A 26,126-nucleotide genomic window follows, 5' to 3' on the forward strand; every position below is an offset into this window, starting at 1 on the left:
GATTTGCGGATCGGCCGGGCGGGCTAGTCCTCGACCGCCACCATATGCCCCGCACCCCGGTCGACCAGCCGGACCCGGGCCGGGCCGGAGCCCGCGGGATGGACCGGACTTGGCACGTCGCCCGTCGGTCGCACGCCCGGCGGACGGCGGTGGCCGGGGTCGGGAACCGGGACCGCCTGGATCAGGCGGCGGGTGTAGGAATGTTGCGGATTGCCGAAGATCTGGGCGCGGGTGCCCATTTCGACGATCTGGCCCAGATACATCACCGCCACCCGGTCCGAGATGTTCTCGACCACGGCCATGTCGTGACTGATGAACAGGAAGGCGATGCCGAATTCCTTTTGCAGCGTGCGCAAGAGCTCCAGCACGCGGGCCTGGACGCTGACGTCCAGCGCGCTGACGCTTTCGTCGGCGATGATCAGGTCCGGTTGCAGCGCAAGGGCGCGGGCAATGCAGATGCGCTGGCGCTGCCCGCCCGAGAATTCGTGCGGATAGCGCGCCAGCTGGTCGGCCGTAAGCCCGACGCGCTGCATCAGGTCGGCTGCCCGGGCACGTCGGCCGGCGGCGTCGCCGATGCCGTGGATCACAAGCGGCTCGGCGATCTGGTCGCCCACGGTCATGCGCGGATCAAGCGCGGCCATCGGATCCTGGAACACCATCTGGATCCGGCGGCGCAGTTGTTTCATCCCGCCGGGATCCACGGCGGAAAGCGTCTCGCCCGCCACCTCGATCCGGCCCTGATGCGGCACGAGGCCCACCATGGCCTTGGCGATGGTGGATTTGCCGCAGCCGGATTCGCCCACCAGGGCGAAGGTCTCGCCCCGGCGGATGTCGAAGCTGACCTGCTCGACCGCGTGGACATGATGCGTGGTGCGGCCCAGAAGTCCGCCCTTCAGGGGAAAGCGCACCACCACGTCGGACAGCCGCGCCACCGGGGCATCCGCCACGGCCGGCCGGCCCGCGCCCTGCCCCATGCGCGGCACGGCGGCCAGCAGGTCGCGGGTGTAATCGGCCTGCGGGTCGGAAAACAGACGCTCGACCGGGGCTTCCTCGACCATGGAGCCGTTGCGCATCACGATCACGCGGTCGGCCATTTCGGCCACGACGCCCATGTCATGCGTGATCAGAATGATGGCCATGCCGGTATCGCGCTGAAGATCGCGCAGAAGGTCCAGCACCTCGCGCTGCACGGTCACGTCCAGCGCGGTGGTCGGTTCATCGGCGATCAGCACCTCGGGGCGCAGGGCCAGGGCCATGGCGATCATCACGCGCTGGCGCATCCCGCCGGACAATTCATGCGGGTATTGACCCATCCGCCGTTCCGGCTGCGAAAGCCGGACGGCGCGCAGCGCCGCCAGCGCACGGGAGCGCGCCTCGGCGCGGCCGACCTGCGCATGGGCGCGGATCGCCTCGGCCAGCTGGGTGCCGATGGTCATGACCGGGTTCAGGCTGGTCATCGGCTCCTGGAAGATCATCGCCACCCGCTCGCCCCGGATCCCGCGCATCCGGGCCTCGGGCAGCGCGGTCAGCTCGGTGTCATGCAGGCGGATGCTGCCGCCCGTCACCCGCACGGCCGGGGGCGGCAGCAGCCCCATGATCGCCAGCGAGGTGATGGACTTGCCCGAGCCGCTTTCCCCGGCGATGCACAGGGTCTCGCCCCGGCGCAGCGAGAAGGAAAGGTCCCGCACCAGCGGGCGCAGGCCCGCCTCGGTGCGGACCGAGACGCAGAGGCCTCGCACCGACAGCACGGCCGCATCCTCCGGGGCGGGCGCCGCCCCGGAGCGGCTTTGCATGATCCCTGCCGCCGGCGTCATTCGAAGACGCAGCGGGGGAAGTAGAAGCTGACCACCCAGTTCGGCATGTCGACGATCTCGGAGATCCGCAGGTCGCCGCAGACCGAGCAGAGCATGTAGGCGTCCACCGCCGAAATCCCCCGCTGCGCACAGAGGAGATCGACCATGTTCGACACCGCGTCCCGCGCCCCAGACATGAGGTCGGGCCCGATGCCGGTCGTCACCTCGTAGCCCTTGGCGTCCAGATGGCGCGTGACCGGACCCGGCGTGGTGAAGCGCGGGGTCTTCAGGTTCGCGCCCTTCACCACGTCCAGCGTCAGGACCACGTCCATCGGGCTTTCGATGGCGGTGCCGCAGACCTCGCCATCGCCCTGCGCGGCATGGGTATCGCCCACGCTGAACAGCGCGCCCTCGACCTCGACCGGCAGGTAAAGCGTCGTGCCCGCCGCGAGGTCGCGGATGTCGAGGTTGCCGCCCACGCGCCGGGGCGGGACCACCGAATGGTGGCCGGCCTCGGCAGGGGCGTTGCCGATGGTGCCCGCGAAGGGCTTCAGCGGCACGCGGGCCTCCTTGCCCCACAGCGCGGGGGCAAGGCTGGCCGGATCATAGGACCAGACGTTCAGCGCCGGGTCGGGGAACTGGTCGGCCAGGAGGCCGAAGCCCGGGATGTTGGCCGTCCAGCCAAAGCCGCGCCCGTCGAAGGCCTGCGGAGTGAAGCTCTCGATCGTCACCTTCAGCGCATCGCCGGGCCTGGCGCCCTCGACGAAGATCGGGCCGGAGACTGGGTTGATCCGGCCGAAATCCAGCGCCTGCACATCGGCGAGCGTGGACGACGGGCCAAGCTGGCCCGCCGAGGAATCCTGACAATGGAACAGGATCGTCGATCCCGGTTCGGCCCGCAGCGCCGGAGGCAGGGAATTGTCCCAGCCGAAATGGTGCTGCGCGCCGTGGATGGTGTAGTCGCAGGCCTTGCACATTACTCTTTGACCCAGACGTAGTCGTAGTTCACCGGGATCGAGACCGGATCGACGAACAGCTCATCGGCGCCGCCCAGCCGCTCGGACTTCATCGTGTAGCGTTCCTCGTTGAAGACCGGCGCCCAGGGCGCGTCATCCATCACGCCCATGTAAACGTCGGACCAGAGCTTCAGCCGCTCTTCGGACTTGGCCGGATCGAACATGCTGTCGGCCTCGACCGCCTTGGCGTCCAGCGCCTCGTTGCAGTATTTCGACCAGTTCCAGCCGCCCTCGCCCGCGCCGGCGCAGCTGAGGATCGGGCCGAAGAAGTTCGACGGATCGGGGAAGTCGGCGATCCAGGCCATGCCGCCAGACCAGATCATCGGCGCTGTGCCTGCGCCGCCGGCCTCGATCACGTTGGCCTGGGCAAGGCTCTGGATCGTGGCCTTGATGCCGATGGCGGCAAGGTCCTGCTGGATGGCCTGGGCGATGCGCGGGTTCGGGTCGGTGTTCATCACGAAAAGCTCGGTCTCGAAGCCGTCGGGATAGCCCGCGTCGGCCAGAAGCTTCTTTGCGCCTTCCACGTCATAGGGATACCCGCCGTAATCCCTGGTATAGCCCGGCATCGAGGGCGGCAGCGGCTGGTTCGCCGGGACGGCGCGGCCGTTGATGATCTGGACCACGCGGTCCTTGTTGATCGCCATGTTGACGGCCTTGCGCACCTCGACCTTGTCGAAAGGCGGCTGCGTGACGTTCATCGTGACATAGCCGGTGTGCAGCTGCCCACCCTTGACCACGCGCTCGGCCTGTACGGGATCGGCCATCACCTCCTGGAACTTGGCCGGAGGAATGCCGTCGCCGGGAATGTCCACCTCGCCGTTCTGCAACCGCAGCAGCGCCACGACCGGCTCTTGCCCGACTTCGACGGTGAAGCTGTCCAGATAGGGCACGCCCGCGATCCAGTAGTCGGGGTTCTTCTCGAACACCAGCCGCTGGCCCAGCGTCCATTCCGTCAGCTTGAAGGCCCCGGTGCCCACCGGCTTCTTGCCGAAGTCCGCACCCTCAGCCTCGACCACCTCTTTCGGCACGACGAAGGAAAAGTTCAGCGCCATGACATGCAGGAAGGTCGCGTCGGGACGGGTCAGCGTGATCTTCACGGTCTGCGGATCGACGACCTCGACCCCCGACAGCCCGCCCTCGCCCGCCGCGTCGAAGCCGGCGATCGAGGCGAAGAAGCCCGCGCCCGGCGACTGGGTGGCGGGGTTCGTCACGCGGTCGAGCGAATATTTCACGTCCTCGGCCGTCATTTCGCGGCCGTTGTGGAACTTGACGCCGGGGCGCAGCTTGAAGGTGTAGACCAGACCGTCGGGCGAGATCTCGTAGCTTTCCGCCAGGCCCGGCCGCAGCGTGGTCGTGCCGGGGACATAGTCCATCAGCCCGTCGAACAGCGACTTGATCATCGACCAGTTCTGCCAGTCATAGCCGATGGCCGGGTCCAGCGTGGCCACGTCGTCCTTGTAGGTCAGGACGATCGAGCCGCCCGCCTTGGCGTTCGGGTCCGGCGCGTAGTCCTGCGCCGCGGCGGGAAGCGCCAGTGACAGGATCAGGGCCGTGGAAGCAAGAAGGTGTTTCATTCCGTTTCTCCTCTGTTGTCATTTCAGCTTGATGCGGGGATCGATCAGCGGGGCGACCAGATCGGCCAGCAGGTTGCCCAGCACGATGGCAAAGGCCGAGACCAGCGTGACGCCCATGATGATCGGGATGTCGACGCGCTGGATCGCCTGCCAGGCCAGCTGGCCGATGCCGGGCCAGCCGAACACGCTTTCCACCACGACGATGCCGCCCATGAAGATGCCGATGTCGATGCCGATCATGGCGATGATCGGCAGGATCGCGTTGGGCAGCGCATGGCCCAGCACCACGCGGGCGCGGCCCAGTCCCTTGGCGCGGGCGGTGCGGACATAATCGGCGCGCAGGACCTCGATCATCGAGGAGCGCATCATCCGGGAATACCAACCCGATCCCAGGATCCCCAGCGTCAGCGCCGGCAGCACCAGATGGGCGAAGCTGCCGTAGCCGCCGATCGGGAACCAGCCGAGCTTGACCGCAAAGACGTAGAGCAGCAGCAGGCCCACCACGAATTGCGGGGCCGAGACGGTGACGAAGCTGGTCATCATCAGCGTCTGGTCCAGCATCGTGCCGCGTTTCAGCGCCGCGACGATGCCCAGCGTCAGGCCCAGCGCCAGCTCGGCCGCGATGGCCCCCAGCATCAGCAGCAGCGTCGCCGGCAGGCGCGAGGCGATCAGCTCGGCCACCTCGGTCTTCTGCAGGTAGCTCCGGCCCAGGTCGCCCTGCACCAGCCCGGCGAGGTAGCGGCCGTACTGGATCAGGAATGGCCGGTCGAGGCCCAACTCGCGGCGGATGTTCTCGACCGTCTCGGCGGTGGCCGAGCGGCCGGCGATCTGGCGCACCGGATCGGCGGGCAGGACGTAGAGCAGGACGAAGGTGATGAAGCTGACCCCCAGAAGGATCAGCGCGGACACCAGCAGGCGGCGGATCAGATAGGCGGCCATCAGTCACGTCCCCGCTGCGTCGGATCCAGCACGTCGCGCAGGGCGTCGCCCACCAGGTTGAAGGCCAGCGCCAGGAGGATGATCGCCGCGCCGGGGATGAAGACCAGCCAGGGTGCGGTCTGGAACCAGGTCTGGTTCTCGAAGATGATGTTGCCCCAGCTCGGCGTCGGCGGCTGCACGCCCACGCCAAGGAAGGACAGCGTCGCCTCCAGCAGCACGGTGGTCGAGATGCCCAGCGTGCCCCAGACGATGATCGTCGGCACCAGATGCGGCAGGATGTGGCGGAAGAGGATCCGCCCCGTGCCCGCCCCCAAAGTGCGCTCGGCTGCGATGAAGTCGCGCGTCGCCAGCGAGGAGGTCTCGGTATAGATCACCCGCGCGGCCTGGACCCAGTTCACCAGCGCGATGACCATGGCGACGATCCAGAGCGAGGGCTGGAAGATCGCGGCCAGGCAGATCGCCAGCAAGAGCGCGGGGAAGGCCATCATCAGGTCGGTGAAGCGCATCAGCACCGCCCCGATCCAGCCGCGGAAATAGCCCGCGGTGATGCCGACCAGCGTGCCGATGATCAGCGCCAGCCCGTTCGCCACCACGCCGATCACCAGCGAGGTCTGCGCACCGTAGAGGATGCGGGTGAACAGGTCGCGGCCCAGAAGGTCGGTACCGAAGATGAAGCGTGCGTCGGGCGGCAGCGGCGCGCCTTCCAGCGTCAGCCCGTCGAACAGCTGTTCGTCCGGGGCATAGGGCGCAATCCAGGGCGCAAGCACCGCACCCGCCACCACCAGCGCGATCAGCGCCAGGCCCAGCAGCGCCAGCTTGCGCCGCATCAGCCGCCGCAGCGGCGAGGGCGGCGTGAAGGACGCGTCAGCCACGGTCATCGCGGGCCTCCTCGGGGGCGGCGGTCAGCATGGCCACCACGCGGGCGGCGGCGTCCTCGAAGCTGACGCGCCAGGCCATCGCCATCTGGCGCAGCTGGGCATAGGCCGCCGCATCGTCGCGCGCGCCTCTTGCGGCCAGCAGGGTAACGGCCCGCACGACCGTCTGCCGCTCGTCCAGCCGCCGACGCAGGTCCGAGATTTCCACGGTCAGCGCCCGCTGCGCGTCGAAGGCATCCCGCGCGATCAGCAGCGCCGAATAGGCGCCGTTGTCGCCCACCGGCTTCAGCAGTTGCGCATGGGCCCCGGCCCGCAGCGCCCATTCGATCCGCCCCGGAGCCTCGGACCCGATCAGCGCCACCATCGGCATCGGGCTTTGCCCCGGCGCCCAGGGAAACTGCTCGTCATGGCCCGTGTCCGCGTCGAAGAAGACGAAATCCGCCGCCAGCGCCACGGGGCCAAGCTCGGGCCAGGCCTCGGAGACCTGCAGGCCGATGGCGCGCAGCTGGCGCTCCAGCGCCTGAACCGTGGGATGGGGGCGGTGCAGGATCACCGCCGTCGCGCCGCCAAGGTTCTGGATGCGGATCGCGCGCCTCATGACACCACCCGCAGCTGCGGCGCGGCAACAGGCGTGCGGTCGCGGGCAAGATAGGGGTCGCCGGGCAGCGCGGGCAGCGTCTTGACCGGCCGGAAGATCCCGCCCTCGACCCGGGCGATCATCACCGGCAGGGCGGTGTGATGCGTCGTGCGGTCGATCATGCCGGGACCGGGCACCCGGTCCAGAAGCGCGGGAAGGGCCAAGGCCTCGGCCCCCGGCCGCCCGTTCAGCAGACGCGCCAGCTCCATCACCGCCGCATGGGCCGCCGCCTCGGGCGAGGAGCCGAAGCCTCCCGCCGCCGCGCCACGGAAATAGGGCCCGGCCGAGACCAGACCCTCGGCCGCCGGGCCGATGGCGGGCAGTTCGGCCTCGGTCAGGTTGCACGACAGGATGGGCCGCCGCGACGGCGCGAAGTCGGGATCGGTGGCCGCCAGCCGGTGCATCCGGGCAAGGAATTCATAGGATGACGGCCCGACAAGGTTGTTCAGGATGAAGGCCGGGCGCGTAGCCTTGATCTCCTCCAGGATCCGTCCCACCTCGGTCGATCCCAGCGGCAGGCAACGCTCGCCCACCACCTCGCCCCCGGTGGCCGTGATCCGCTCGCGGGCAAGACGGTTCATCTCCCAGCCCCAGATGTAGTTGGATCCGGTCAGATAGGCCCGCGCACCATGGGCGGGCAGCGCCCAGTCCAGCAGCGGCAAGAGGTGCTGGTTTGGGCAGGCATGGGTATAGACCACATGGTCCGAGGCCTCGAACCCCTCGTAGGGCAGGGCATACCACAGGGTTCCACCGAGCTTCTCCAGCACCGGGATCACCTCCTTGCGGCTGGAGGAGGTGACGCATCCCAGGATGTGCCGCGTCCCGGTGTTGCGCAGGAGATCCTCGCAGAGCGGGGCATATCGGTCGAGATCGCCGCCGGGATCCCGTTCGACCGGCAGGAAGGCCAGGTCGATCGAGGGGTCGGCATTGACCTGGGCAATCGCCGCCGCAGCACCGGACCTGCAGGCTTCGGCTAACAGCGAATAGCCCCCCGAGCGCGAGTACAGCAAACCCAGTTCGATCGGTCGTTTCCCGGTCAAGTTGTCCCCAGAATGCCAAAAAGCCCCGGCGCCGACGTTAGGTCAGCTTCCAGGGCCCGATTGCCGCACGGTTTTTCACCAGATTTCCCGCAGTCTACAGGGGACCGCCAGCCAGTCAAGATGCCTGCGGGGCCGTCAGAAGCAGAGGATCTCGGCCTCGGCCTCGGCGCGGCGCAGATCGGCGACAAAGCCGTTTGCCGGGGCGGTGTCGCGGAAAAGCGTCGATCGCTCGCCCGAGGTCTGCCGCATGGCCAGAACAGTCTCGGCGGATACATAGGCGTCATAGGGCAGGATCGTGGCGATCACGTCGATCGCGCAGGAGCAGCGGCGAAGCGCGTCCGGCGTCTGGCCGTTCGCCGCCATGCAGCCGAAGACATAATCCGCCCGCGCCTCGGTCGGATAATCGTTCACCGGCAGGGTCTGGGCCTCGGCCGGCAGAAGGAAGAGCAGGGGCAAGGCGTGCAGAATGCGTGTCATTTGCCATCCTTTCCGGTATCCATCAGCGTGATGGTCTCGTGATAGCCTGCGCCAGAACCGGGTATATCGGCGCTCAGGCTCAGGAAATGTCCGGGAACCGAGTCCGAGATCACGAAGCGCAGGCTCAGCCCGGCGAACTCGCCCATCCGCCCGCGGTTCGGGTCGGCCTCGAACGGGTGCAGGGTCACGACCTTGGCCGCGACCCTGCCCGCGCCGAGCGGCTGGCTGACCTCGTCCAGATCGCCGCCCTCGCGCAGGGCGTCCTTGATGCGGTTGCGGATGTAGAACGGGCTGCCGCCGGTCAGCGTGGCCATGCTGCGCGCGACGGATTCCAGAAAGACCAGCAACACCGGATTGCCGCCCCCGGCCGGAAACTCCGGCAGTTTGCGGCTGCGGCCATCCGCGACCAGGGTCAGCACAAGGCCCTCCGTACCGTCCCTCGCCAGCACCATGCTCCCTTCCGCCACCGGCAGGAACTCCGGGGCGGCGGGCCCGTTGCGGACATGGGCGTAGTGAATCTCCTGCCCGGCCGGCAGGGCGGAGAAGATCCCTTCGGCAAAGAGACTGTCGGTCACGGGATCGGCTCTGGCTGGCCCTGCAAGCACAAGCAGCAGCGCCGCAAGCAGTCTGGTCATGGGAAGTCCCCCGGTCTCATCTCTGCTCTCCCACCAGACGCAGGAGCGCGTCGCGCAAGTCCTCGGGCCGGATGGGCTTTTCCAGCACCCGGACGCCGTGCCGCGCACAACTGCGCACGACCGAGGCCGTGCGATGCGCCGTCACCACGATGGCCGGAATCTCCGTGCCGCTCAGCTTGCGCAAAAGGGTGATGGTCCGCAGGCCGGTATCGCTGCCGCGCAGGTGGTAGTCCGCCAGGATCAGGTCGGGCGGCTGACCCGGCCGCGTCGCGGCATCGCGCGCCGCGGCCGTACCCTCGACCACCTGCGTCCGCATCCCCCAGCTGTCGCGCAGGATCACGGCATAGCCATGGCGCATGGCGGCGTTGTCCTCGACGATCAGCGCGTGCTTGCCGCGCAGCCGGTCGCGGTCCGCCGGCGGCGGGGCGGAGGAGCGGCGGGGCAAAGCGTTGCGGGCCACGATCTCCAGCCCGATGCGGAACACCGACCCGCGTCCGGGCTCGCTGTCCAGCGCGATGGGATGATCCAGCTTGACGCAGGCGCGCTTGACGATGGAGAGGCCCAGACCCATGCCGGGCTCGCCGCGCCGGTCGTGTTCCAGCCGGTGGAATTCGGCAAAGATCTGTTCGCGGTCCTCGGCCGGGATGCCGATGCCGGTGTCATGCACCTCCAGCCAGGCCCGCGCCCCGCAGCGGCGCGCGCCGACCAGGACGCTGCCGGTTTCGGTATATTTGATCGCGTTCGACACCAGGTTCTGTGCGATCCGGCGCAGGAAGACCGGGTCGCTGTCCACCGCCAGCGAACTGCGGACGAAGCGCAGCCGCAGCCCGCGGGCCGCGGCCGGGGCCTCGAACTCGCCGCGCAGGCGGTCGAACAGCGCGTTCAGGTTGACGGGCTTGCGGTTGAACTCGATCCGCTGCGAGTCGAGCCGCGAGATGTCGAGGACGGCGCGGATCAGCTCCTCGACGGATTCGAAGGCATTGCCCAGCCGCTTGACAAGGTCGGCCTCCGCGCCGCCAAGCTGCAGCGTGGACAGCGTGGACAGGAACAGCCGGGCGGCGCTGAGCGGCTGCAGGAGGTCATGGCTGGCCGCGCGCAGGAAGCGGGTCTTCGAGCGGTTCGCCTCCTCGGCCGCCATCCGTGCCGCCGCAAGCTCGTGGTTCTTCTGGCTGAGGTCCGCCAGCGCGCGTTCAAGATCGCGGTTGCGGGCGGCGACCTCCTTCTCCAGAGCCAGCGCCGCCTGGAACAGCGACCAGGCCGAGCCGCGGGTCTTGTCGTAATGGTCCAGCCTCTCGATCAGCGCGGCGTTGATCCGGCCCAGCTTCTCGATCCGGCGTTCCAGGTCGTCGCCGTCTCGCAGCATCTAGTGGCCCTCGGGATCGAGGAAGGCGAGGCCGACAAAGGTCTGGTTCATGTGCATGCCGCCATGCTGCTCGCCATAGGTGTTGAAGCCAGCCATGTTGTAGCGATTGAAGATGTCCTTGATCACGCCCCCCAGCCCGGCATGTTCCATCGCCAGCCGGCGCAGGATGCAGTCGAACGACAGGATAAGCGACGGGGTGGCCGGAAGGTTCCGCAGCATCGCCTCGAAACCTTCGGTCAGATCCTCGGCCAGCCCCAGCGACATCACCGCGCCGGTGTCGATCGAGGACATCAGGAGAAGGCGGCCGTCCTCGGTCTGCTGGCGGATCGCGCGGACGAAATAGCGGCCGCCCATGTTCACCAGCAGCGGGTGGCGGGCAAAGACCAGGGGCGAAAGCTCGCCGACCGGGACGCCGACGATGCGGGCATATTCCTCGGCTGCGGGTTCGGCGTTGATTTCCAGAAGCGAGCGTTCCGCCGGATTGGCGCGGGTGACGATCATCCGGGTCTCGGTGGCGCGGAAGTGGTCGAAGATCAGGTCGCGCACTTCCAGATCGGTCTCGATCAGGCAGAAGATCGCGACATCGCGCAGCACGGCCTGATCGGCGATCACGAAGGTCTGCGAGAAATCCAGATCGTCCCCGGCCGAGCCGCCCATCACCATGACATGCGGCAGGGCCGCATCCAGCGTGGCGACCAGCACCTCCTCCTGCTGCGCGGACCCATCCACCAGCAGGATCCCGAACAGCCTGCGGCCGGGATCGGGCCGGAACCGCTGCACCAGGTCGCGCAACCCGGTCATCCAGCGCGAGACCGGCAGCCGGGACAACTCGTCCAGCACCAGCACCTCGGAGCGGAAGCTGCGCGCCGGAAAGCCGATGGCGACAGCGGTGCCGTTCGAATAGCCCTCGCCCGACAATTCCCCCGCCGAGGAGCAGCCGACGATCCGGCAGGCAACAGGCAGGCCCTTGCGCAGTTCGGCCGCCAGCACCGGCAGCGTGGCGCTGGGCGAGGCGAAGATCAGCACCAGCTCGGGCTCGGCCGGCGCAAGGCTGGCCAGAAGGCCGGCGGCGGCCGAGGCCACGTCGCCCATGTGGATGGTAGCCTTGACCGGGGTGGCGACATGCGCAGCGGCGGACTTGCTCACCTCCCGGCCCCCTTTCCGGTCAGTCGCAGTCGAACAGCTTGATCGACTTGGCCAGCAGCACGATCTGCGTCCGCCGCCGTGCCCCGATCTTGCTCATGATCGCGGCGATATGCGTCTTCACCGTCGCCTCCGAGATGTTCAGCTCGTAGGAGATTTCCTTGTTCGCCTTGCCAAGGCAGATCTGGCGCAGGGTCCGGACCTGCTGATGCGTCAGCGAGGCGAAGCGGTGCGCGATCTCCTCCATGTCCGGGCGCGCGCCCTGCGGCGGGTGGTCGTCCGGGTCATAGCCATCGGGCGTCACCCTCTCGCCCGACCAGACCCGGCGCAACGCCGCGCACATCGCCTCGCGCCCCAGCGACTTGCTGATATAGCCCTGCGCCCCGGCCGCCATGACCGCGCTGATCATCGCCGGATCCTCGTTAGCCGAGATCACCGCGATGGGGATACCCGCAGCCACGCGCCCCAGCGCCACCATCCCCTCGGACCCCTTGGCGTCGGGCAGGTTCAGGTCCAGCAGGATCGCATCCGGCGGCTTGCCATATTTCAGGCGCTGGATCGCCGCCGCAAGGTTGCGCTCGCAGGCCGTCTGGCGCAGGCCGAAGGCGACGCGCAGCGTCACCGTCAAGGCCTCGCACATCAGGGGATGGTCGTCGACGATCAGAAGGTCGTCGACCCTCATCATGACGCCGGTCGCCGCCGGACCCGGAGGTCCGGTCACAGTCTGGTGCCGCATGTTCTCCTCCCGTCCGCGCCCTGGTCATGCCCCGCGGTTCCAGAACGAACGCCCTGGCAGCTCCCCGGGTTCCTCGCGCCCCGGTTGTCCCCCTGATATTTCCGCTTTCGAGAATGACAGAGTTTTTCCCGCAGGTATCTCCTACTTTGGGTTGATTTACTCGTCCTGCGCAGCGTGGCATGGTTGGTGGAATCCGGGGAGGGGGAAGATGCTAGACCGCTTCTGTCTGGGCGCTTTCGCGCTTGTCGCCGCGCTGTCCGCAACGCCCGCCGTCCTTGCCGAGGACCTGACGATCGGCAGCCTCGCCTCGGGCACGGTGCGCTGGGAACTGGACACGATCCAGCACTACGGCCTCGACAAGGCCGAGGGGTTCGAGCTGAAGATCGTCGAACTGGCCGGCAATCCGGCCACCCAGGTCGCGCTTGCCGGAGGCGAGGTCGATGCGATCGTGTCGGACTGGCTTTGGGTCGCGCAGCAGCGGGCCGAGGGCAAGGCCTATGTCTTCATCCCCTTCTCCACCGCCGTCGGGGCGCTTCTGGTGCCCGAGGGCAGCCCGGCGCAGAGCCTGGCGGACCTGAAGGGCAAGAGGATCGGCATCGCCGGCGGCCCGGTGGACAAGAGCTGGCTGATCCTGCGCGCCTATGCCCGGCAGGAAACCGGCGAGGATCTGGCCGCCGTCACCGAGCAGGTCTTCGGCGCGCCGCCGATGATCTATGAGGCCGGGCTTTCGGGCGAGGTCGACGGGGCGATCAACTTCTGGAACTTCCTGGCCAAGATGAAGGTCCACGGCATGCGCGAGCTGATCACCGTCGCCGACGCCGCCACGGCCCTGGGCCTTGACCCCGCGACGCCGCTCCTCGGCTATGTCATGGATGAAAAGCTGGTGCAGGAAAAACCGGAACTGGCGGCCGCGCTGAAGCGGGCCTCGCGGGCGGCGAAGGATCTCCTCCTGACCGACGAGGCGGCATGGGAGCGGCTGCGCCCGATCATGAACGCCGACGACGACGCCGAATATGCCGCCCTGCGCGACGGCTGGCGCCAGGGCGTCCCCGCCGACGCGCCGGTGGACGAGGCGAACGCCGCCAAGGTCTTCGCCCTGATGGTCGAGCTTGGCGGCGAGGAGCTTCTGGGCAAGGTCACGGCCTTGCCCGAGGGTGTATTCTACAAAGGTGACTGACCTCGGACCAACCAGGCGCCCCTCGGGAATCCTGCCGGTGATCCTTTCGCTGGCGGCCTTCCTGGGCCTGTGGGCCATCGTGGCGGCCCTTGTGGCCGAGCCCGTCACCATGCCCGGCCCGCTGCGGGTCTGGACCGTGCTTGTCGACGAGACCGCCTCGGGTCGGCTGCTGGCGAACACCGGCGTCACGCTCCTGCGGGTGATCGCCGCTTTCGTCGTGGCCATGGGCATCGGCGTGGCGCTTGGCCTGATCCTGGGCCGCAGCGGCAGGACGGACCGCTGGCTGAACCCCTGGCTGGTGATCCTGGTCAACATGCCCGCGCTGGTGGTCACGGTGCTGTGCTACATCTGGATCGGGCTGAACGAGGTCGCCGCCGTCGCCGCCGTGGTCATCAACAAGGTCCCCCTCGTCACCGTCATGGTGCGCGAAGGCGCCCGCGCCCTGCGCCCCGACCTCGACGACATGGCCCGCATCTTCCGCATGCCGCCCGGCGCGCGGCTGCGCCATGTGGTCCTGCCGCAGATGGCCCCCTACATCGCCGGGGCCGCCCGCGCGGGCCTGTCGCTGATCTGGAAGATCGTGCTGGTGGTCGAGTTCCTCGGTCGCTCCAGCGGGGTCGGCTTCCAGATCCACCTCAATTTCTCGATGTTCCGCGTCGCGCATATCCTGGCCTATGCCTTCGCCTTCATCCTGGTCATGCTGGTGATCGAATATCTCCTCCTGCGCCCGCTGGAACGGCACGCAAGCCGGTGGAGGCAGGATGGAGATTGACATCCACGCCAAGTCCTTCGCCGGCCGCCCCGTGCTTGGCCCGATCCGCCTGACGCTGGGCCAGGGGCAGCGGGTCGCGATCCTGGGCCCCTCGGGGATCGGCAAGACCACCTTCCTGCGCATCGTCGCCGGGCTGGACGAGGATTTCGAGGGCACGGTCACCGAGATCGGCCGGACCACGGTCGTCTTCCAGGAGCCCACGCTCCTGCCCTGGCGCACCGCGTTGGAGAACATCACCCTGCCCGCCGGAGTGACGGCGGAGGTCGCCCGCGCCCTGATGGCCGAGGTCGGGCTTGCCGGCAAGGACGCGCTCTATCCCCGCCAGCTGTCGCTGGGCCAGCAGCGGCGGCTGGCCCTGGCCCGCGCCTTCGCGCCCGCGCCCTCCACGCTTCTGATGGACGAACCCTTCGCCTCGCTGGACGCCGAGACCGCCGGGCGGATGCTGGACCTGACCGCCGCGCTTCTGGACCGGGCCGGGGCCTCGCTGATCTTCGTCACCCACGACCCGGCCGAGGCCGCGCATCTGAAGGCGCAGCCAATGACGCTGCGGGGCAGCCCGGCGACGCTGTCCTAAAGCCCGGTCAGCGGGAAGCTTTCGTCGAAGACATTGCCGTCGGTATCCTCGGCATGGACGGTGATCCGGTCGGCGCCGTTGTCGAGGAAGCGGAACTGGAACACCGGGTCCTCGGAAATCGAGATGCCCGCCGTCATCCGGAACAGAAGCTCGTCACCCTGCCGCACCTCCAGCAGATCGACGAAATGCGCCGGGATGTTCAGCAATGTCACCTGGTCGCGCTGGAAGCCGGTGGTATTCGGATGCCGCAGCATCAGCTTGGCGGTGTGGCGCATCCCTGTCCCCTCGGGCTCCGAGGACAGGATCTGGAACCGCATCCTGCCCATCTCGGCCATCAGCGCCTGCAGGTCCTTCGAGGCCGGGGCGGCGCAGCCCCCGCTCGCCTTGACGAAACGCCCCGCCAGCACGCTGGCCTTGTCGGTCGTCGCGATGGCGCGGACGTTGGAATAGGCGTTCACCCGCAGCCGCAGTTCCATGTCCAGCGGCAGCATCGCCGGGCCCAGCGTGATCTCGGCGGCGACGGGGGCGGGGTTCTCGTCGATCACCACCGTCAGCGCCCGGATCGGCGGGGCGCCGAGCGGCTGGGTCAGATGCACCGGGACGAAAGCCGGATCCACCGCGCGGGGCGGGGCGTCGAGAAGCAGGACCTCCGCGTTCTCCACGGCCGTATCGCCCCTGGGGACCAGGGCCTTCAATTCCTCCCAGGCCGAGCTTTCCACCAGCGGATTGTCCTGCGCCGCAAGGGGCGCGGGGCACAGCAGAGCGGCGACAAGGGCAGCGCGAAAGGGATGCGGCATGGCGCTTCCTCCCCCTCTACTACCGCACGAATCCGACCCCGGCGCGAGTCCTACTTAAGGCTGATCCCCCGTCCCCCGCCGATGCGCTAGACTGACCGGCAGGAGACCGCCCATGTTCCACCTGATCGTCACGGCCTGCCTTCTGGCCGATCCCGCCCTCTGCGCCGACCGCCTGCTGCCCACGCCCGGCCCCCTGAGCGAAGCCGCCTGCATCGCCGGGGCCGAGCGCCGCATCGCCGACTGGGCCGCGCGTCACGCCGACCTTGTCACCGGCGACTGGCACTGCCGCGCCACGGCCGACCTTCCCCACCTCGCCCTCGCCGAGATCGCGCCCGGCGTCCTTGTTCACGCCGGGCACCCAGAGCCGGTCTCGCCCGCGAACGGCGGCGACATCGCCAACCTGGGCGTCGTGATCGGAGACACGGTGGCCGTCATCGACCCCGGCGGCAGCCGTGCCATCGGCGAGGGACTTTACGCCGCGATCCGCCGCATCACCGACAAGCCGGTCAGCCATGTGATCCTGACCCACATGCACCCCGACCACATCTACGGCGCCGAGGTCTTTGCCGAGGCCGGGGCAGAGATCGTCGCCCACCGCAACCTGCCCTCGGGCGTCGAGCGGCGGGCGGGGGTCTGGGCCGAGAGCATCCCGCGCCAGGCCGGGGCGCTGGCGATGCTGGGGACGCGGGCCGTGCTGCCCGACCGCACCCTCGCCGCGCCCGAGGACATGGATCTTGGCAGTGCGACCCTTCGGCTTCAGCCCGTGGCGACGGCGCATACCGACAACGACCTGACCATCCTGCACCTGGAAAGCGGCGTGCTCTTTACCGGCGATCTGGTCTTTGCCGGGCTGACTCCATCGCTCGATGGCTCGCTCACCGGCTGGCTGGACTGGCTTGGCCATCCGCCCGAGCCGATGCCGTCCGTCATCATTCCCGGCCACGGCCCGGTGCGGATGCCATGGGACCAGGGCACCGCGCCCCTTCGCGCCTATCTCACCGCACTCGCCGACCAGACCCGCGCCGCCATCCGCGCGGGCGAAGCGATGAGCGAAGCCGCCGCCCATGTCGGCACCGACCAGCGCGACGGCTGGCAAGGCTTTGATGAGATCAACGCCCGCAACGCCATCGCCGCCTTCAAGGAGCTGGAGTGGGAGTAGCCGGCAAATGCGCCGCGATCGCCCGCCCCAGCGCGAAGGCGCGCTGCTCCAGGATCACCGGGGTTTCGCAGACATAGGTCAGCTGCGCCTGCCGGTCGGTGAAGATGCGGGTGTCCCAGTCGAGCCGCGCTTCCTCGGCGTCGATCCTGTCGAAGTCGGGTTCGGCGGCAGCGGACAGCCGCGTCATCTCGGCCCGCCGCGCCTCGATCTGGTCGCTCAGGACCATCTGCTTCTCGGCATAGCGGGCGACCCCGGACATGATCCGGCTGCGGTAGGCGTCGATCCGGTCGAACACCGCGACGAACAGCGCCGTCAGCTCCTCCGCACTCGCGCCCCGGGCAAAGGCCGCGATCTGCGCCTCGGCCTCCTCCACCGGAAGGCGGCGCTGCTCGAGCACCTGCGCCAGGGCGGCGATGTCCGGACGCCGCGCCAGTCCAATAACTGCGTCGTCCGGCGGCGGGCCGGGCCAGAGCTGGCCGATGGAGAGATGCGGCTGTTTCGGCTGGATGCAGGGCCAGGTCGGATCGCCCGAACCTCCGGCCATCGCGGCGGGGCTCAGCAGCATCAGGGCGAGAACGAGAACGCTTTTCATCCTGCTTGTCCTTTCCGTCGGACCCAGAGGCCCTTTGCTGGATCGTACATGTAGACCGCCGCAGCGAAGAAGCCGGCGAAGCCTCCGGCCGTGACCAGAAACGAGGTCGGGTCGAACCGGAGGTAGAGCGCGAAGCGGATCAGCTCGACCGCATGGGTGAAGGGGTTCAGCGCGCAGATCCAGTACAGAAGCTCGCTGGATTCCTTCATCCGCCACAGCGGGTAGAGCGCGGAGGAGGCGAAGAACATCGGGAAGATCAGGAAGTTCATCACCCCCGCGAAATTCTCCAGCTGCCGGATGGCCGAGGACACGAACAGCCCCAGCGCGCCCAGCATCAGCCCCGACAGGACCAGCGCGGGCAGGATGGCGAGGTAACCGGGGGCCGGCGGCCTCACGTCCCAGGCCCAGGCGATCAGCAGGAAGGCATAGACCTGCAGGATCGACACGAAGACCCCCGCCATCAGCTTCGACAGCAGAAGGAACCAGCGCGGCGCGGGGCTGACCAGCAAAGTCCGCATCGCCCCGGTTTCCCGGTCATAGACCATCGAGAGCGACGACTGCATCCCGTTGAACAGCTGGATCATCGCGCAGAGGCCGGGGGTGACGTAGACCTCGTAGAGGACATAGGTCTGGTAGGGTGGGGTGATCGACAGGCCAAGGACGGCACGGAAGCCGGCGGCGAAGATGAACAGCCAGACCAGCGGCCGCACCAGTGCGGCGACGAAGCGGCCCCGCTGGTTGACGAAGCGCAGCGCCTCGCGCCAGACGATGCCGCGGAAGACGATTGCCCATGCCCGCCAGCCGGTCATGCCTCGGCCTCCGTCAGGGTCAGGAAGGCCCGTGTCAGCCCCTCGGCCCCGGCCAGGTCGCGGGCCTCGCCATGCGCCAGGACCGCGCCCTGGTGCAAGACATAGACCAGATCCTCGGGTGCGATCTCGTCGAGGATATGCGTCGCCCAGAGGACCGAGACCCCGCCCATCGTCAGCCCCCGCACCAGCGCCAGCACCTCGCGGCGTGAGCGGACGTCGAGGCCGGTGGTCGCCTCGTCCAGCAGCAGGAGGTCCGGCCGGTTCAAGAGCGCCCGCGCGATCTCGGCCCGGCGTTGCTGGCCGCCCGACAGCGCGGCGACCTTCATCCCGGCCTTGTCGGCCAGATCGACCTGCGCCAGCACCTCGGCCATCCGGGCGCGGGCGGTCGCGCGGTCGATCCCGTGCAGCGCGGCGTGGTAGGAAAGGTTCTGCGCAACCGTCAGGTCGCTGTCCAGCGCGCGGGTCTGGAACACCACCCCCAGCCGCGCCAGCGCCTTGCCGGGCGCACGCCGCAGGTCGTGCCCCGCGACCCGGATCACCCCGCTCGTGTTGTCGTAAAGCCGGGTGACCAGCGAGAACAGCGTCGTCTTCCCTGCCCCGTTGATCCCCAACAGCGCCACGAAGCGCCCGCGCGGCACCACAAGCTCGACGTCGCGGAGCGCCACGACCCGGCCGAAGGCATGGCTGACCCCAAGAACCTCCAGCGCCGGGTTGTCCATGCCGCCCCCTCAGTCCGGCGCCACCACGATGCCCCAGGGTTGCTGGCCCACCGGGACCGAGCGCACGACCTCCATCGCCGCCACGTCGATCACCGAGACATCGTTCGAATTGCCGTTGGTGGTGAAAAGCAGGCGCTCGTCCGGGGTGAAGGCGAGTTGCCAGACGCGCTGGCCGACCAGCAGGTAATCCGTCACCTCGAACGTCGCCCCGTCGATCACCGCCACCCGGTTCGCCGGCCCCAGCGCCACGAAGATCCTGGACCCGTCCTGGGTGATCTTCAAGCCCACCGGCTGGATCGCCTCGGGCAGGACGCCGGGGATCTCGAACCCGATCTTGTGGATGACCTCCTTGGTCGCCACGTCGATCACCGCGACCGTCCCGCCGATCTCGGCCGTCACGAACAGAAGCTTCCCGTCCGCCGTGAACTGCGCATAGCGCGGGCGCTGGTCGACCAGCACGTTCGCCACGATCTGCGAACTCGCGGTGTCGATGAAATGCGCCATGTTGGTCGTCTCGGAGGTGTTCACCACGAAGGCCCCGTCGGGCGAGATCGCCATCCCCTCCGGCTCCACCCCCACCGGGACCTCGGCCAGCATCCTGTGCGACTGCACGTCGACGATGGTCACCAGGTTGTCGTCCTCGTTCGCGATATAAAGCGGGTTGCCCGAGGGGTGCAGCACGAACAGCTCCGGATCGGGGCCGGACGGAAGGGTATGCGTCTCCCGGTAGGTCTCGGTCTCGAAGACCCGCACCGTGTCATCGTCCGAGGCGCAGACGTAAAGCTCCTTCCCGTCGGGCGAGATGGTGATGCCGCGCGGCCTGTTCCCGGCGGGAAAGGTGGCGATCACCTCCAGCGTCTCGCTGTCGAGGACGGTGATGTCATTGCCCTTCTCGTTGCTGACGTAGACCTTGTTGGCCAGCGCGGGCTGGGCGAGCAGGACAAGCGACAGGGCTGCAAGGCGCATGGCGGACCTCATGGGAAGGAACATTCGGTTTCGGGGCGGTCCTTGCCCAGCGTGTCAAGCTGCGAGACCTGATGGAGGAACGCATCCTGCGGCGAGACCGAAACGGTCAGCGCCCCTGTCGTCAGCAGGATCGGCTGGCGCAACTGGTGGTCCCAGTCGCGGATGGTCAGCTTCTGGCCCTTGAAGCCCGCCACCTCGAACTCGGGCGACAGGATATGCTCGCGCAGCCTGGCCGGGTCGCCCGAGCCGGTCCGCGTCGCGGCCTCGCCGATGATGCGGACGGCAAGCCAGGCCTGGTAATCCTCCTCGCGCATCGGGCGGTGGGCCATGGCCTCGAAGCGGTTCTGGAACTGGGTCGCGCCCCAGGCCTCCAGCGCCGGGTGCCAGGTACGGGGCACAAGGCCGGCCGAGCCCGCGACGGGGCGCGCCTCCCAGGTCTGGTAGGGCAGGTATTCGGCGAAGATCCCGGCCTCGTCGGCGGCGATCAGGATGTCGTGGTCCTCGGCCCCCTGGGTGAAGACCGGCATCTGCTTCTGCACCTGGACATGGCCGGTATCCGTGCGCCGCGCGCCGCCGGTGTCCTCGTAGACGCGTTCCTCGACGATCTCGGCGCCGAACTTGGCGGCCGAGGTGCGGAAGGCCTGGGCGAGGTCGGCATCGGCCGGGTGGCTGCCGAGGATCAGGAACCACTCGTCCCACTTCTTCCAGGCCAGGAACTGCGCCAGCGCATCGGCGAGCATCGCATGGCTGGGCGCGACATGCACCAGGTTCGCCCGGCAGTCCTTGCCGCGCAAGCCATCGCCCCGCGCCCCGGCGTTCAGGACCAGCGCCCGGCCGCCTGCCGCATCGGCCAGCGCCAGCGTCGCCGCATCGTCGGCCAGCACCACGATGAACCCCGCACCCCCGGCCAGCGCCTCCTCCAGCGTGGCGGCGGCGGTTTCCGGCGTGGCGACATATTCGGCGGTCTCGAAGGTCTGGCCAAGGAAGCTGCCGGTGGTGGCGTTGTCCTCGGTCCCCAGCCGCGCCCCGGCAAGGCCAAGGTCGGCTGGCGGCAGGTCGAGGCGCGAGATCGGCGGCAGGCCGGCCACGTCCACCCGCAGGACGGCGGCGCGGATCAGCGTCTCTGCCGGGGCCGGGGCCGCTGCCAGAAGCCCCCACAGGGCAAGTGCCGCGATGATCCGCATTGGTCACCTCCCGGTTGATTGGGCCACAGCGCCGCGCAAGGCGTCAACTCAACCAAAAGGTTGAGGTTCTGCCGGCGCAATTCATCCTTCCGTCCGATTGCCGCGCGTGGGCGCCCGGAGCATCCTGTCCCGATGAAAGTCGCCCTTGTCTTTTGCCTTCTGGCCAGCCCGGTGCTCGCCGAGGGGCCGCCGGCCGCCGGGCGAGTGGCCTTCTTCGGGATCCATTTCATCGACCTCTCCACCGAGGGCGCGATCAACGGCGTCCGGGCCGACGAGACCGCCCGGACCGGGATGGCCGCCGCGCTGGTCGCCGAGGATATGGTTGCGCGGGGCTTCGTCCTCGTCCCGCTCGATCCGGTGGCGAAGCGGCTGGAGACCGTCTCCAATCCCGCGCGCTGCAACGGCTGCGATACCGCCATGGCGCAGGAGTTGGGCGCGGATTACGCGCTGACCGGCGAGGTGAGCAAGGTGTCGAACCTGATCCTCAGCCTGCAACTGAACCTGCGCGAAGCCGAGACCGGCAAGACCCTGCGGGCGGGGACCGTGGACATTCGCGGCAACACCGACGAAAGCTGGCAGCGCGGCTTCCGCTACCTTCTGCGCAACCTCATCTTCCGAAAATGACGGCCTCACTCGAACGGCTCCACCCGCGCCAGCGGCGGGTTTTCGGGCCGCGTGACCCAGCCCTCGGGGCCGTCGGGATACCAGATGACATGGGTATAGCCCATCTCCAGCGCGCGCTTGGCGACGTTCCAGGACATCCAGCATTCCGCCCGGCAGAAGATGACGACGAGCTGGTCCCTGTTGCCGCCGGTCGCGCGGTCCAGCCCGCGGCGCAGATAGGCTTCCTCTTCTGCCGACAGGGCCTCGAACCCGGTATTCGGCAGCCAGATCGCGCCGGGAATGCTGTCGCGCGGCTTGTCGCGCCAGATCGTGCCTTCGGGCAGGTCGGCGGGCTTCACGTCGCGGGGCATCACGTCGACGAACACCGCCTTCCCCTCACGGTGCAGCCTGGCAGCGGTGGCCGTGTCCGCCACTGTCGCCCCGGCCAGGGTCTCGGGCACCGGCGCGGAATAGGGCGGGCCACGATAACCCTCGGGCTCGGGCGGGGCCTGGGCCAGGGCGGGGGCCGCCAGCAGCGCCAGGACCAGGGCCAGTCTCACGGCGCGACCTCCTTCAGCGCGGTCCCCTGGTCATCGACCAGGGGCACCCCGGCCTTCGCCAGGATCGCGTCGATCCGGTCCTGATTGCGCCGGATCAGCGAGTTCAGTTCGCGCTTCCAGTCCTGATCGCTGGGCCGCACGCCCATGGTGATGCGGTAGAACAGCTTCGGGCTCGCCGTCTCACGCAGGAGCGGGGTGACCGTCAGCGCCGCATTTCCCTTGGTCAAGGGCCCCCCGATCGGACCCCAGAGTACCGCCGCGTCGATCTCGCCCGATTGCAGGTCGGCCAGCATGTCCCCGGCCGGGTCCTGCACCCGGCGGTCGACGATCAGCGGATAGGGTTTCGCCAAGGCCATCAGCCCGTTCTGCGCCAGATGCGTGGCCGGAGGCGTTCCCGCGACGATGCCGATCCGGTGACCCTGCAAGGCGGGGTCGGCCAAGGTCTCGACCTTGGCCAACGGGTCGTCGCTGCGCGTCACCAGCACATAGACCGAGGTGTAGTAATGGTTGGTGTTCTGCACCAGCTCGTCGCCCTGGGCATAGCCGATCACCACGTCGCAAAGCCCCGCCCGCAGCGTCTTGCGGATGAAGCCCGGCCCCATCGGGAACCAGGTCACCTCCAGCGGCAGGCCCAGTTCCTTGGCGAAAAGCGCGGCGATCTCGTTCTCGAAGCCCGGCTTGTCCTTGCCCGACATCGGCAGGTTGGCCGGATCCGCGCAAACCCGGAACGCCGTGGGCGACACCAGGTCCGCCGTCTGCGCCCCGGCGGCCAGGGGCAGGATCAGCGCCAGCGCAAGGACGGGAAGCCGCATCTCATCCCCCCATGCAGGAGTCTTCGTCCGCCGCCACCTCTGGGGGCTTGTCCGCCCGCTTGGCCGGCCGACCGCGATCCACGGCCCCCGCCCCGCGCGCCTTGAGGTAGGTGTAGATGTCGTCCAGATAGCACATCACGTTCGGGTTGGTCCCGAAGGACGGCATGACCGAATTCTGCGCCGCGCCCACCTTCTGCCGCCCCTCGGCCACCACGCCGATGAAGTCGTAATAATCCATCGCCAGCGCCGATTTCTTCAGCGCGGGCGCATAGGTCGAGCCCTCGCCGTCCGGCCCGTGGCAGACATGGCATTCCGCATGATAGCGCCGGAAGCCCGAGAAGGTGGCCCAGTCCACCGTGCCGTCTTCCTCGACCTTGAAGGTCGGCACGCCCTCGGCCGTCACCCAGCGCCCGTTTTCCTGGTGGTCCGCCACCAGGTTCGGATCGGTTTCCTGTGCCTGAAGCGGCAAGGTGGCCAGGGCGACCAGGCCGAGGGCATGGATCGGAAGGGACTTCGGCATGTCGTGCTGCTCCTGCTTCATGATCTCCTGCGAAGGCCGCCACACCCGGTCAGGGCATGGCGGCCGACATGAGCCGGATCCTGTCAGTCCGGCAGTTCGAACACCGTCAGCTGGCCGCCCAGCGCGGTGTATTCCGACAGCGCCGCATAACCGCCGACCGCGCCCAGACCTTCGGTCGGGTTGGTCAGGCCCGCCGCAAGGCCGATCCCGGCCCAGCCGCCGACCCCCGACAGGACGGCGACATACTGCTTGCCCTCGCGCTCATAGGTCATCACGTTCCCGATGATCCCCGAGGGGGTCTTGAACTTGAACAACTCCTCGCCCGTCTCGCTGTCGATCGCCTTCAGGTAGCCTTCCAGCGTGCCGTAGAAGACGATGTCGCCCGCCGTGGCCAGGGCCCCCGACCAGACCGAGAACTGCTCGGGCAGCGACCACTTGATCTCGCCCTTGATGTTGTCCCAGGCGATGAAGTTGCCCATGCCGCCATGGCTGTCGGGTGCGGGATACATCGACAGCGTCGCGCCGACATAAGGTTGCCCGGCGGCATAGCTGACCTTGAACGGCTCATAGTCCATGCAGACGTGGTTCGTGGGCACATAGAACAGGTTGGTCTTCGGGCTGTAGGCCGCGGGCTGCTGGTCCTTGGTGCCAAGCGCCGCCGGGCAGACGCCGGTGGTGTTGGTGTCCTCGCCGTTCTGCTCGGTCGAGTATTGCGCGACCACCGCCGGCCGGCCGTAAGTCTCCGAGGCCGGGTCCATGTCGACGCCGGTGGTCCAGTTCACCGCCGGGTCGTATTTCTCGGCCACCAGAAGCTCGCCCGTCTCGCGGTCCAGCGTATAGGCCAGGCCGTTGCGGTCGAAATGGGTCAGAAGCTTGCGCATCTGGCCGTCGACCTCCTGGTCGGTCAGGATCATCTCGTTGACCCCGTCGAAGTCCCATTCGTCATGCGGGGTCATCTGGTAGACCCATTTCGCCATGCCGGTGTCGGCGTCGCGGGCGAAGATGGTCATCGACCACTTGTTGTCGCCCGGGCGCTGCTTCGGGTTCCAGGTCGAGGGGTTGCCGGTGCCGTAATAGATCAGGTTCAGCTCGGGGTCATAGGAATACCAGCCCCAGGTGGTCCCGCCGCCGATCTTCCACTGGTCGCCCTCCCAGGTGCTGATCGAACTGTCCTTGCCGATCGGCTTGCCCAGTTGCGTGGTCTTCTCGGGGTCGACCAGCAGCTGGTCGTCCGGGCCGACGGAATAGGCCCGCCACAGCAGCTCGCCCGTCTCGATGCTGTAGGCGGTGACATGGCCCTGGACGCCGTATTCGCCGCCCGAGATGCCGACGATCAGCTTGTCCTTGACCGGCAGCACGGTGGCGGTGTTGGTCTCGCCCTTGGTCGGGTCGCCGTTCACCACCGACCATTTCACCTCGCCGGTCTTGGCGTCCAGCGCCACCAGCGTGGTGTCGGCCTGATGCAGGAAGACCTTGCCGTCGGCATAGGCAAGGCCCCGGTTCACCGTGTCGCAGCACATCACCGCGATCACGTCCGGGTTCTGCTTCGGCTCGTAGCGCCACAGGATCTTGCCGTCATTGGCCAGGTCCAGCGCGAAAACCGTGTTCGGGAAGGGCGAATGCACATACATGATGTCGCCGATCACCAGGGGCGAGCCCTCGTGCCCGCGCAGCACTCCGGTCGAGAAGGTCCAGGCGACCTTCAGATCCTTGACATTGCTCTTGTTGATCTGGTCCAGCTCGGAATACCGGGTGTTGGCATAGTCTCCGGTCTGGATCGCCCATTGCTTGGAATTTCCGATCGCCTCGGTCACGCTGTCGTTGGCGGATGCCGATAGGGTCATCCCCAGCAACAAAGTGAGAGACAGGATGCCGATGGTCTTCATGGTACCTCCTCCGTTGGCCAGCTTGGCGGCCGATTGTCAGAAACCAGGAACGGTCGGGCCGATGGATCCCGGCCCGGTGTCTTCAAGACGGGCGGCATCGGGTCGCCGCCTTCGTAATCCCTGTTTCATTAGGTTGCCGGTTCTCCCGCCGGTCAACCTTCCCCCCTGGCTTCTCAACCTAAAGTATGGCTGCGCCTCGGGATTTGCGGCGGGTCCGGTTCAGTAAACCACCACCGCCCGGATGCTTTTGCCCTCGTGCATGAGGTCGAAGCCCTTGTTGATGTCCTCGAGCTTGAGGATGTGGGTGATCATGCTGTCGATCTCGATCTTGCCGTCCATGTACCAGTCGACGATCTTCGGCACGTCGGTCCGGCCCCTGGCACCGCCGAAGGCCGTGCCCTTCCAGACCCGGCCCGTGACCAGCTGGAACGGCCGCGTCTCGATCGTCGCCCCCGCCGGGGCCACCCCGATCACGATCGACTGGCCCCAGCCGCGGTGGGTGCATTCCAGCGCCTGCCGCATCACCTTGACGTTGCCGGTGCAGTCGAACGAGTAGTCCACCCCGCCGATCCTGTCGAAGGGCGTCTTCGTCAGGTTGACGATGTGAGCCACCACGTCGCCCTCGATCTTCGTCGGGTTGACGAAATGGGTCATGCCGAACCTGCGGCCCCACTCCTCCTTGTCGTCGTTGATGTCGACGCCGATGATCTTGTCCGCGCCCGCCAGCTTCAGCCCCTGGATCACGTTCAGCCCGATGCCGCCCAGGCC

Annotated in this window: 28 protein-coding genes; 5 read left to right on the forward strand and 23 right to left on the reverse strand. The window is 68.2% G+C overall.

From position 1 onward, the window contains the following. Positions 1-23: 23 nt before the first annotated feature. The 12 genes from I7S92_RS20180 to I7S92_RS20235 all read right to left on the reverse strand — a co-directional run bounded on the left by I7S92_RS20180 (position 24) and on the right by I7S92_RS20235 (position 12,228). Positions 24-1,793 carry an ABC transporter ATP-binding protein gene (locus I7S92_RS20180; protein ID WP_435532923.1) on the reverse strand — a complete coding sequence of 590 codons (1,770 nt, stop codon included), beginning with the start codon at positions 1,791-1,793 and terminating at the stop codon, positions 24-26. A gap of 17 nt (positions 1,794-1,810) precedes the next feature. Continuing rightward, positions 1,811-2,770, reverse strand: coding sequence for an acetamidase/formamidase family protein (locus I7S92_RS20185; protein ID WP_197647317.1), 960 nt, complete (start codon positions 2,768-2,770; stop codon positions 1,811-1,813). After that, positions 2,770-4,383, reverse strand: a complete 1,614-nt coding sequence (locus tag I7S92_RS20190; protein WP_197647318.1) for an ABC transporter substrate-binding protein — start codon at positions 4,381-4,383, stop codon at positions 2,770-2,772. The genes I7S92_RS20185 and I7S92_RS20190 overlap by 1 nt, the downstream gene beginning before the upstream one ends. Before the next feature lie 18 nt (positions 4,384-4,401). Beyond that, positions 4,402-5,322 carry an ABC transporter permease gene (locus I7S92_RS20195; protein WP_197647319.1) on the reverse strand — a complete coding sequence of 307 codons (921 nt, stop codon included), beginning with the start codon at positions 5,320-5,322 and terminating at the stop codon, positions 4,402-4,404. Further along, the gene (locus I7S92_RS20200; protein ID WP_197647320.1) at positions 5,322-6,200 is read right to left on the reverse strand and encodes an ABC transporter permease; all 879 of its coding nucleotides are present in this window, start codon (positions 6,198-6,200) and stop codon (positions 5,322-5,324) included. Before I7S92_RS20200 ends, I7S92_RS20195 begins: the two co-directional genes overlap by 1 nt. After that, entirely contained in the window at positions 6,187-6,795 is a 609-nt protein-coding gene (locus I7S92_RS20205; protein ID WP_197647321.1) for an ANTAR domain-containing response regulator, read from the reverse strand. Before I7S92_RS20205 ends, I7S92_RS20200 begins: the two co-directional genes overlap by 14 nt. After that, positions 6,792-7,874 carry a transporter substrate-binding protein gene (locus I7S92_RS20210; protein WP_197647322.1) on the reverse strand — a complete coding sequence of 361 codons (1,083 nt, stop codon included), beginning with the start codon at positions 7,872-7,874 and terminating at the stop codon, positions 6,792-6,794. The genes I7S92_RS20205 and I7S92_RS20210 overlap by 4 nt, the downstream gene beginning before the upstream one ends. A gap of 135 nt (positions 7,875-8,009) precedes the next feature. Continuing rightward, entirely contained in the window at positions 8,010-8,351 is a 342-nt protein-coding gene (locus tag I7S92_RS20215) for a hypothetical protein (protein WP_197647323.1), read from the reverse strand. After that, the gene (locus tag I7S92_RS20220) at positions 8,348-8,986 is read right to left on the reverse strand and encodes a hypothetical protein (RefSeq protein WP_197647324.1); all 639 of its coding nucleotides are present in this window, start codon (positions 8,984-8,986) and stop codon (positions 8,348-8,350) included. The genes I7S92_RS20215 and I7S92_RS20220 overlap by 4 nt, the downstream gene beginning before the upstream one ends. Positions 8,987-9,002: 16 nt before the next feature. Beyond that, a complete protein-coding gene (locus I7S92_RS20225) occupies positions 9,003-10,349 on the reverse strand; it encodes an ATP-binding response regulator (protein WP_197647325.1) in 1,347 nt (448 codons plus the stop codon). Beyond that, positions 10,350-11,495 carry an FIST N-terminal domain-containing protein gene (locus I7S92_RS20230; RefSeq protein ID WP_287865425.1) on the reverse strand — a complete coding sequence of 382 codons (1,146 nt, stop codon included), beginning with the start codon at positions 11,493-11,495 and terminating at the stop codon, positions 10,350-10,352. A gap of 19 nt (positions 11,496-11,514) precedes the next feature. After that, positions 11,515-12,228 (reverse strand): response regulator transcription factor, encoded by a 714-nt coding sequence (locus tag I7S92_RS20235; protein WP_197647326.1) that lies wholly within the window; start codon positions 12,226-12,228, stop codon positions 11,515-11,517. A 208-nt stretch (positions 12,229-12,436) separates the two neighbouring features. On the opposite strand from I7S92_RS20235, the gene I7S92_RS20240 reads away from it, so the two are divergent. From I7S92_RS20240 to I7S92_RS20250, 3 genes are read left to right on the forward strand one after another with little or no spacing between them, the layout of a single operon-like run. Further along, entirely contained in the window at positions 12,437-13,405 is a 969-nt protein-coding gene (locus tag I7S92_RS20240; RefSeq protein ID WP_197647327.1) for an ABC transporter substrate-binding protein, read from the forward strand. Then, positions 13,398-14,177 (forward strand): ABC transporter permease, encoded by a 780-nt coding sequence (locus I7S92_RS20245; protein ID WP_354001351.1) that lies wholly within the window; start codon positions 13,398-13,400, stop codon positions 14,175-14,177. The genes I7S92_RS20240 and I7S92_RS20245 overlap by 8 nt, the downstream gene beginning before the upstream one ends. After that, the gene (locus I7S92_RS20250; protein ID WP_197647328.1) at positions 14,167-14,751 is read left to right on the forward strand and encodes an ABC transporter ATP-binding protein; all 585 of its coding nucleotides are present in this window, start codon (positions 14,167-14,169) and stop codon (positions 14,749-14,751) included. Before I7S92_RS20245 ends, I7S92_RS20250 begins: the two co-directional genes overlap by 11 nt. On the opposite strand, the gene I7S92_RS20255 is transcribed toward I7S92_RS20250, so the two are convergent. Beyond that, positions 14,748-15,548 (reverse strand): quinoprotein dehydrogenase-associated SoxYZ-like carrier, encoded by an 801-nt coding sequence (locus I7S92_RS20255; protein ID WP_197647329.1) that lies wholly within the window; start codon positions 15,546-15,548, stop codon positions 14,748-14,750. The two genes, I7S92_RS20250 and I7S92_RS20255, sit on opposite strands and share 4 nt — an antisense overlap. 112 nt (positions 15,549-15,660) lie before the next feature. Here I7S92_RS20255 and I7S92_RS20260 point away from each other — a divergent pair, with 112 nt between their 5' ends. Further along, positions 15,661-16,707: a quinoprotein relay system zinc metallohydrolase 2 gene (locus I7S92_RS20260; RefSeq protein ID WP_197647330.1), complete on the forward strand. Its 1,047-nt coding sequence runs from the start codon at positions 15,661-15,663 to the stop codon at positions 16,705-16,707. On the opposite strand, the gene I7S92_RS20265 is transcribed toward I7S92_RS20260, so the two are convergent. From I7S92_RS20265 to I7S92_RS20285, 5 genes are read right to left on the reverse strand one after another with little or no spacing between them, the layout of a single operon-like run. Next, entirely contained in the window at positions 16,685-17,299 is a 615-nt protein-coding gene (locus I7S92_RS20265) for a hypothetical protein (protein WP_197647331.1), read from the reverse strand. The two genes, I7S92_RS20260 and I7S92_RS20265, sit on opposite strands and share 23 nt — an antisense overlap. Then, positions 17,296-18,108: an ABC transporter permease gene (locus I7S92_RS20270; protein ID WP_197647332.1), complete on the reverse strand. Its 813-nt coding sequence runs from the start codon at positions 18,106-18,108 to the stop codon at positions 17,296-17,298. The genes I7S92_RS20265 and I7S92_RS20270 overlap by 4 nt, the downstream gene beginning before the upstream one ends. Further along, complete coding sequence (locus tag I7S92_RS20275; protein ID WP_197647333.1) at positions 18,105-18,827, reverse strand: ATP-binding cassette domain-containing protein; 723 nt, start codon at positions 18,825-18,827, stop codon at positions 18,105-18,107. Before I7S92_RS20275 ends, I7S92_RS20270 begins: the two co-directional genes overlap by 4 nt. A 9-nt stretch (positions 18,828-18,836) precedes the next feature. Beyond that, complete coding sequence (locus tag I7S92_RS20280; RefSeq protein ID WP_242070310.1) at positions 18,837-19,793, reverse strand: YVTN family beta-propeller repeat protein; 957 nt, start codon at positions 19,791-19,793, stop codon at positions 18,837-18,839. A gap of 8 nt (positions 19,794-19,801) precedes the next feature. Beyond that, positions 19,802-20,977, reverse strand: a complete 1,176-nt coding sequence (locus I7S92_RS20285; RefSeq protein WP_197647334.1) for an ABC transporter substrate-binding protein — start codon at positions 20,975-20,977, stop codon at positions 19,802-19,804. 132 nt (positions 20,978-21,109) lie between these two features. On the opposite strand from I7S92_RS20285, the gene I7S92_RS20290 reads away from it, so the two are divergent. Next, a complete protein-coding gene (locus tag I7S92_RS20290; RefSeq protein WP_197647335.1) occupies positions 21,110-21,601 on the forward strand; it encodes a DUF3280 domain-containing protein in 492 nt (163 codons plus the stop codon). Between the two features lie 5 nt (positions 21,602-21,606). Here I7S92_RS20290 and I7S92_RS20295 read toward each other — a convergent pair whose 3' ends face one another. The 5 genes from I7S92_RS20295 to I7S92_RS20315 all read right to left on the reverse strand — a co-directional run. Beyond that, positions 21,607-22,140, reverse strand: a complete 534-nt coding sequence (locus I7S92_RS20295; protein WP_197647336.1) for a PQQ-dependent catabolism-associated CXXCW motif protein — start codon at positions 22,138-22,140, stop codon at positions 21,607-21,609. Next, positions 22,137-22,952 (reverse strand): substrate-binding domain-containing protein, encoded by an 816-nt coding sequence (locus I7S92_RS20300; RefSeq protein ID WP_197647337.1) that lies wholly within the window; start codon positions 22,950-22,952, stop codon positions 22,137-22,139. Before I7S92_RS20300 ends, I7S92_RS20295 begins: the two co-directional genes overlap by 4 nt. A 1-nt stretch (position 22,953) precedes the next feature. Next, a complete protein-coding gene (locus tag I7S92_RS20305) occupies positions 22,954-23,472 on the reverse strand; it encodes a c-type cytochrome, methanol metabolism-related (protein WP_197647338.1) in 519 nt (172 codons plus the stop codon). Positions 23,473-23,555: 83 nt separating this feature from the next. Continuing rightward, complete coding sequence (gene xoxF5 / locus I7S92_RS20310) at positions 23,556-25,316, reverse strand: lanthanide-dependent methanol dehydrogenase XoxF5 (protein ID WP_386003997.1); 1,761 nt, start codon at positions 25,314-25,316, stop codon at positions 23,556-23,558. 261 nt (positions 25,317-25,577) lie between these two features. Beyond that, the coding region (locus tag I7S92_RS20315; RefSeq protein WP_197647340.1) for a zinc-binding dehydrogenase at positions 25,578-26,126 on the reverse strand (549 nt) is incomplete at its 5' end.

Source organism: Tabrizicola soli (genome assembly GCF_015999335.1).
Classification (GTDB): domain Bacteria; phylum Pseudomonadota; class Alphaproteobacteria; order Rhodobacterales; family Rhodobacteraceae; genus Tabrizicola; species Tabrizicola soli.

Excerpts from the sequence above, each read along its gene's own strand:
- I7S92_RS20180 (WP_435532923.1), bottom strand. The coding sequence starts at position 1,793 with ATGCAAAGCCGCTCCGGGGCGGCGCCCGCCCCGGAGGATGCGGCCGTG.
- I7S92_RS20185 (WP_197647317.1), bottom strand. The coding sequence starts at position 2,770 with ATGTGCAAGGCCTGCGACTACACCATCCACGGCGCGCAGCACCATTTC.
- I7S92_RS20190 (WP_197647318.1), bottom strand. The coding sequence starts at position 4,383 with ATGAAACACCTTCTTGCTTCCACGGCCCTGATCCTGTCACTGGCGCTT.
- I7S92_RS20195 (WP_197647319.1), bottom strand. The coding sequence starts at position 5,322 with ATGGCCGCCTATCTGATCCGCCGCCTGCTGGTGTCCGCGCTGATCCTT.
- I7S92_RS20200 (WP_197647320.1), bottom strand. The coding sequence starts at position 6,200 with ATGACCGTGGCTGACGCGTCCTTCACGCCGCCCTCGCCGCTGCGGCGG.
- I7S92_RS20205 (WP_197647321.1), bottom strand. The coding sequence starts at position 6,795 with ATGAGGCGCGCGATCCGCATCCAGAACCTTGGCGGCGCGACGGCGGTG.
- I7S92_RS20215 (WP_197647323.1), bottom strand. The coding sequence starts at position 8,351 with ATGACACGCATTCTGCACGCCTTGCCCCTGCTCTTCCTTCTGCCGGCC.
- I7S92_RS20220 (WP_197647324.1), bottom strand. The coding sequence starts at position 8,986 with ATGACCAGACTGCTTGCGGCGCTGCTGCTTGTGCTTGCAGGGCCAGCC.
- I7S92_RS20225 (WP_197647325.1), bottom strand. The coding sequence starts at position 10,349 with ATGCTGCGAGACGGCGACGACCTGGAACGCCGGATCGAGAAGCTGGGC.
- I7S92_RS20235 (WP_197647326.1), bottom strand. The coding sequence starts at position 12,228 with ATGCGGCACCAGACTGTGACCGGACCTCCGGGTCCGGCGGCGACCGGC.
- I7S92_RS20240 (WP_197647327.1), top strand. The coding sequence starts at position 12,437 with ATGCTAGACCGCTTCTGTCTGGGCGCTTTCGCGCTTGTCGCCGCGCTG.
- I7S92_RS20250 (WP_197647328.1), top strand. The coding sequence starts at position 14,167 with ATGGAGATTGACATCCACGCCAAGTCCTTCGCCGGCCGCCCCGTGCTT.
- I7S92_RS20255 (WP_197647329.1), bottom strand. The coding sequence starts at position 15,548 with ATGCCGCATCCCTTTCGCGCTGCCCTTGTCGCCGCTCTGCTGTGCCCC.
- I7S92_RS20260 (WP_197647330.1), top strand. The coding sequence starts at position 15,661 with ATGTTCCACCTGATCGTCACGGCCTGCCTTCTGGCCGATCCCGCCCTC.
- I7S92_RS20265 (WP_197647331.1), bottom strand. The coding sequence starts at position 17,299 with ATGAAAAGCGTTCTCGTTCTCGCCCTGATGCTGCTGAGCCCCGCCGCG.
- I7S92_RS20270 (WP_197647332.1), bottom strand. The coding sequence starts at position 18,108 with ATGACCGGCTGGCGGGCATGGGCAATCGTCTTCCGCGGCATCGTCTGG.
- I7S92_RS20275 (WP_197647333.1), bottom strand. The coding sequence starts at position 18,827 with ATGGACAACCCGGCGCTGGAGGTTCTTGGGGTCAGCCATGCCTTCGGC.
- I7S92_RS20280 (WP_242070310.1), bottom strand. The coding sequence starts at position 19,793 with ATGCGCCTTGCAGCCCTGTCGCTTGTCCTGCTCGCCCAGCCCGCGCTG.
- I7S92_RS20285 (WP_197647334.1), bottom strand. The coding sequence starts at position 20,977 with ATGCGGATCATCGCGGCACTTGCCCTGTGGGGGCTTCTGGCAGCGGCC.
- I7S92_RS20290 (WP_197647335.1), top strand. The coding sequence starts at position 21,110 with ATGAAAGTCGCCCTTGTCTTTTGCCTTCTGGCCAGCCCGGTGCTCGCC.
- I7S92_RS20300 (WP_197647337.1), bottom strand. The coding sequence starts at position 22,952 with ATGCGGCTTCCCGTCCTTGCGCTGGCGCTGATCCTGCCCCTGGCCGCC.
- I7S92_RS20305 (WP_197647338.1), bottom strand. The coding sequence starts at position 23,472 with ATGCCGAAGTCCCTTCCGATCCATGCCCTCGGCCTGGTCGCCCTGGCC.
- xoxF5 (WP_386003997.1), bottom strand. The coding sequence starts at position 25,316 with ATGACCCTATCGGCATCCGCCAACGACAGCGTGACCGAGGCGATCGGA.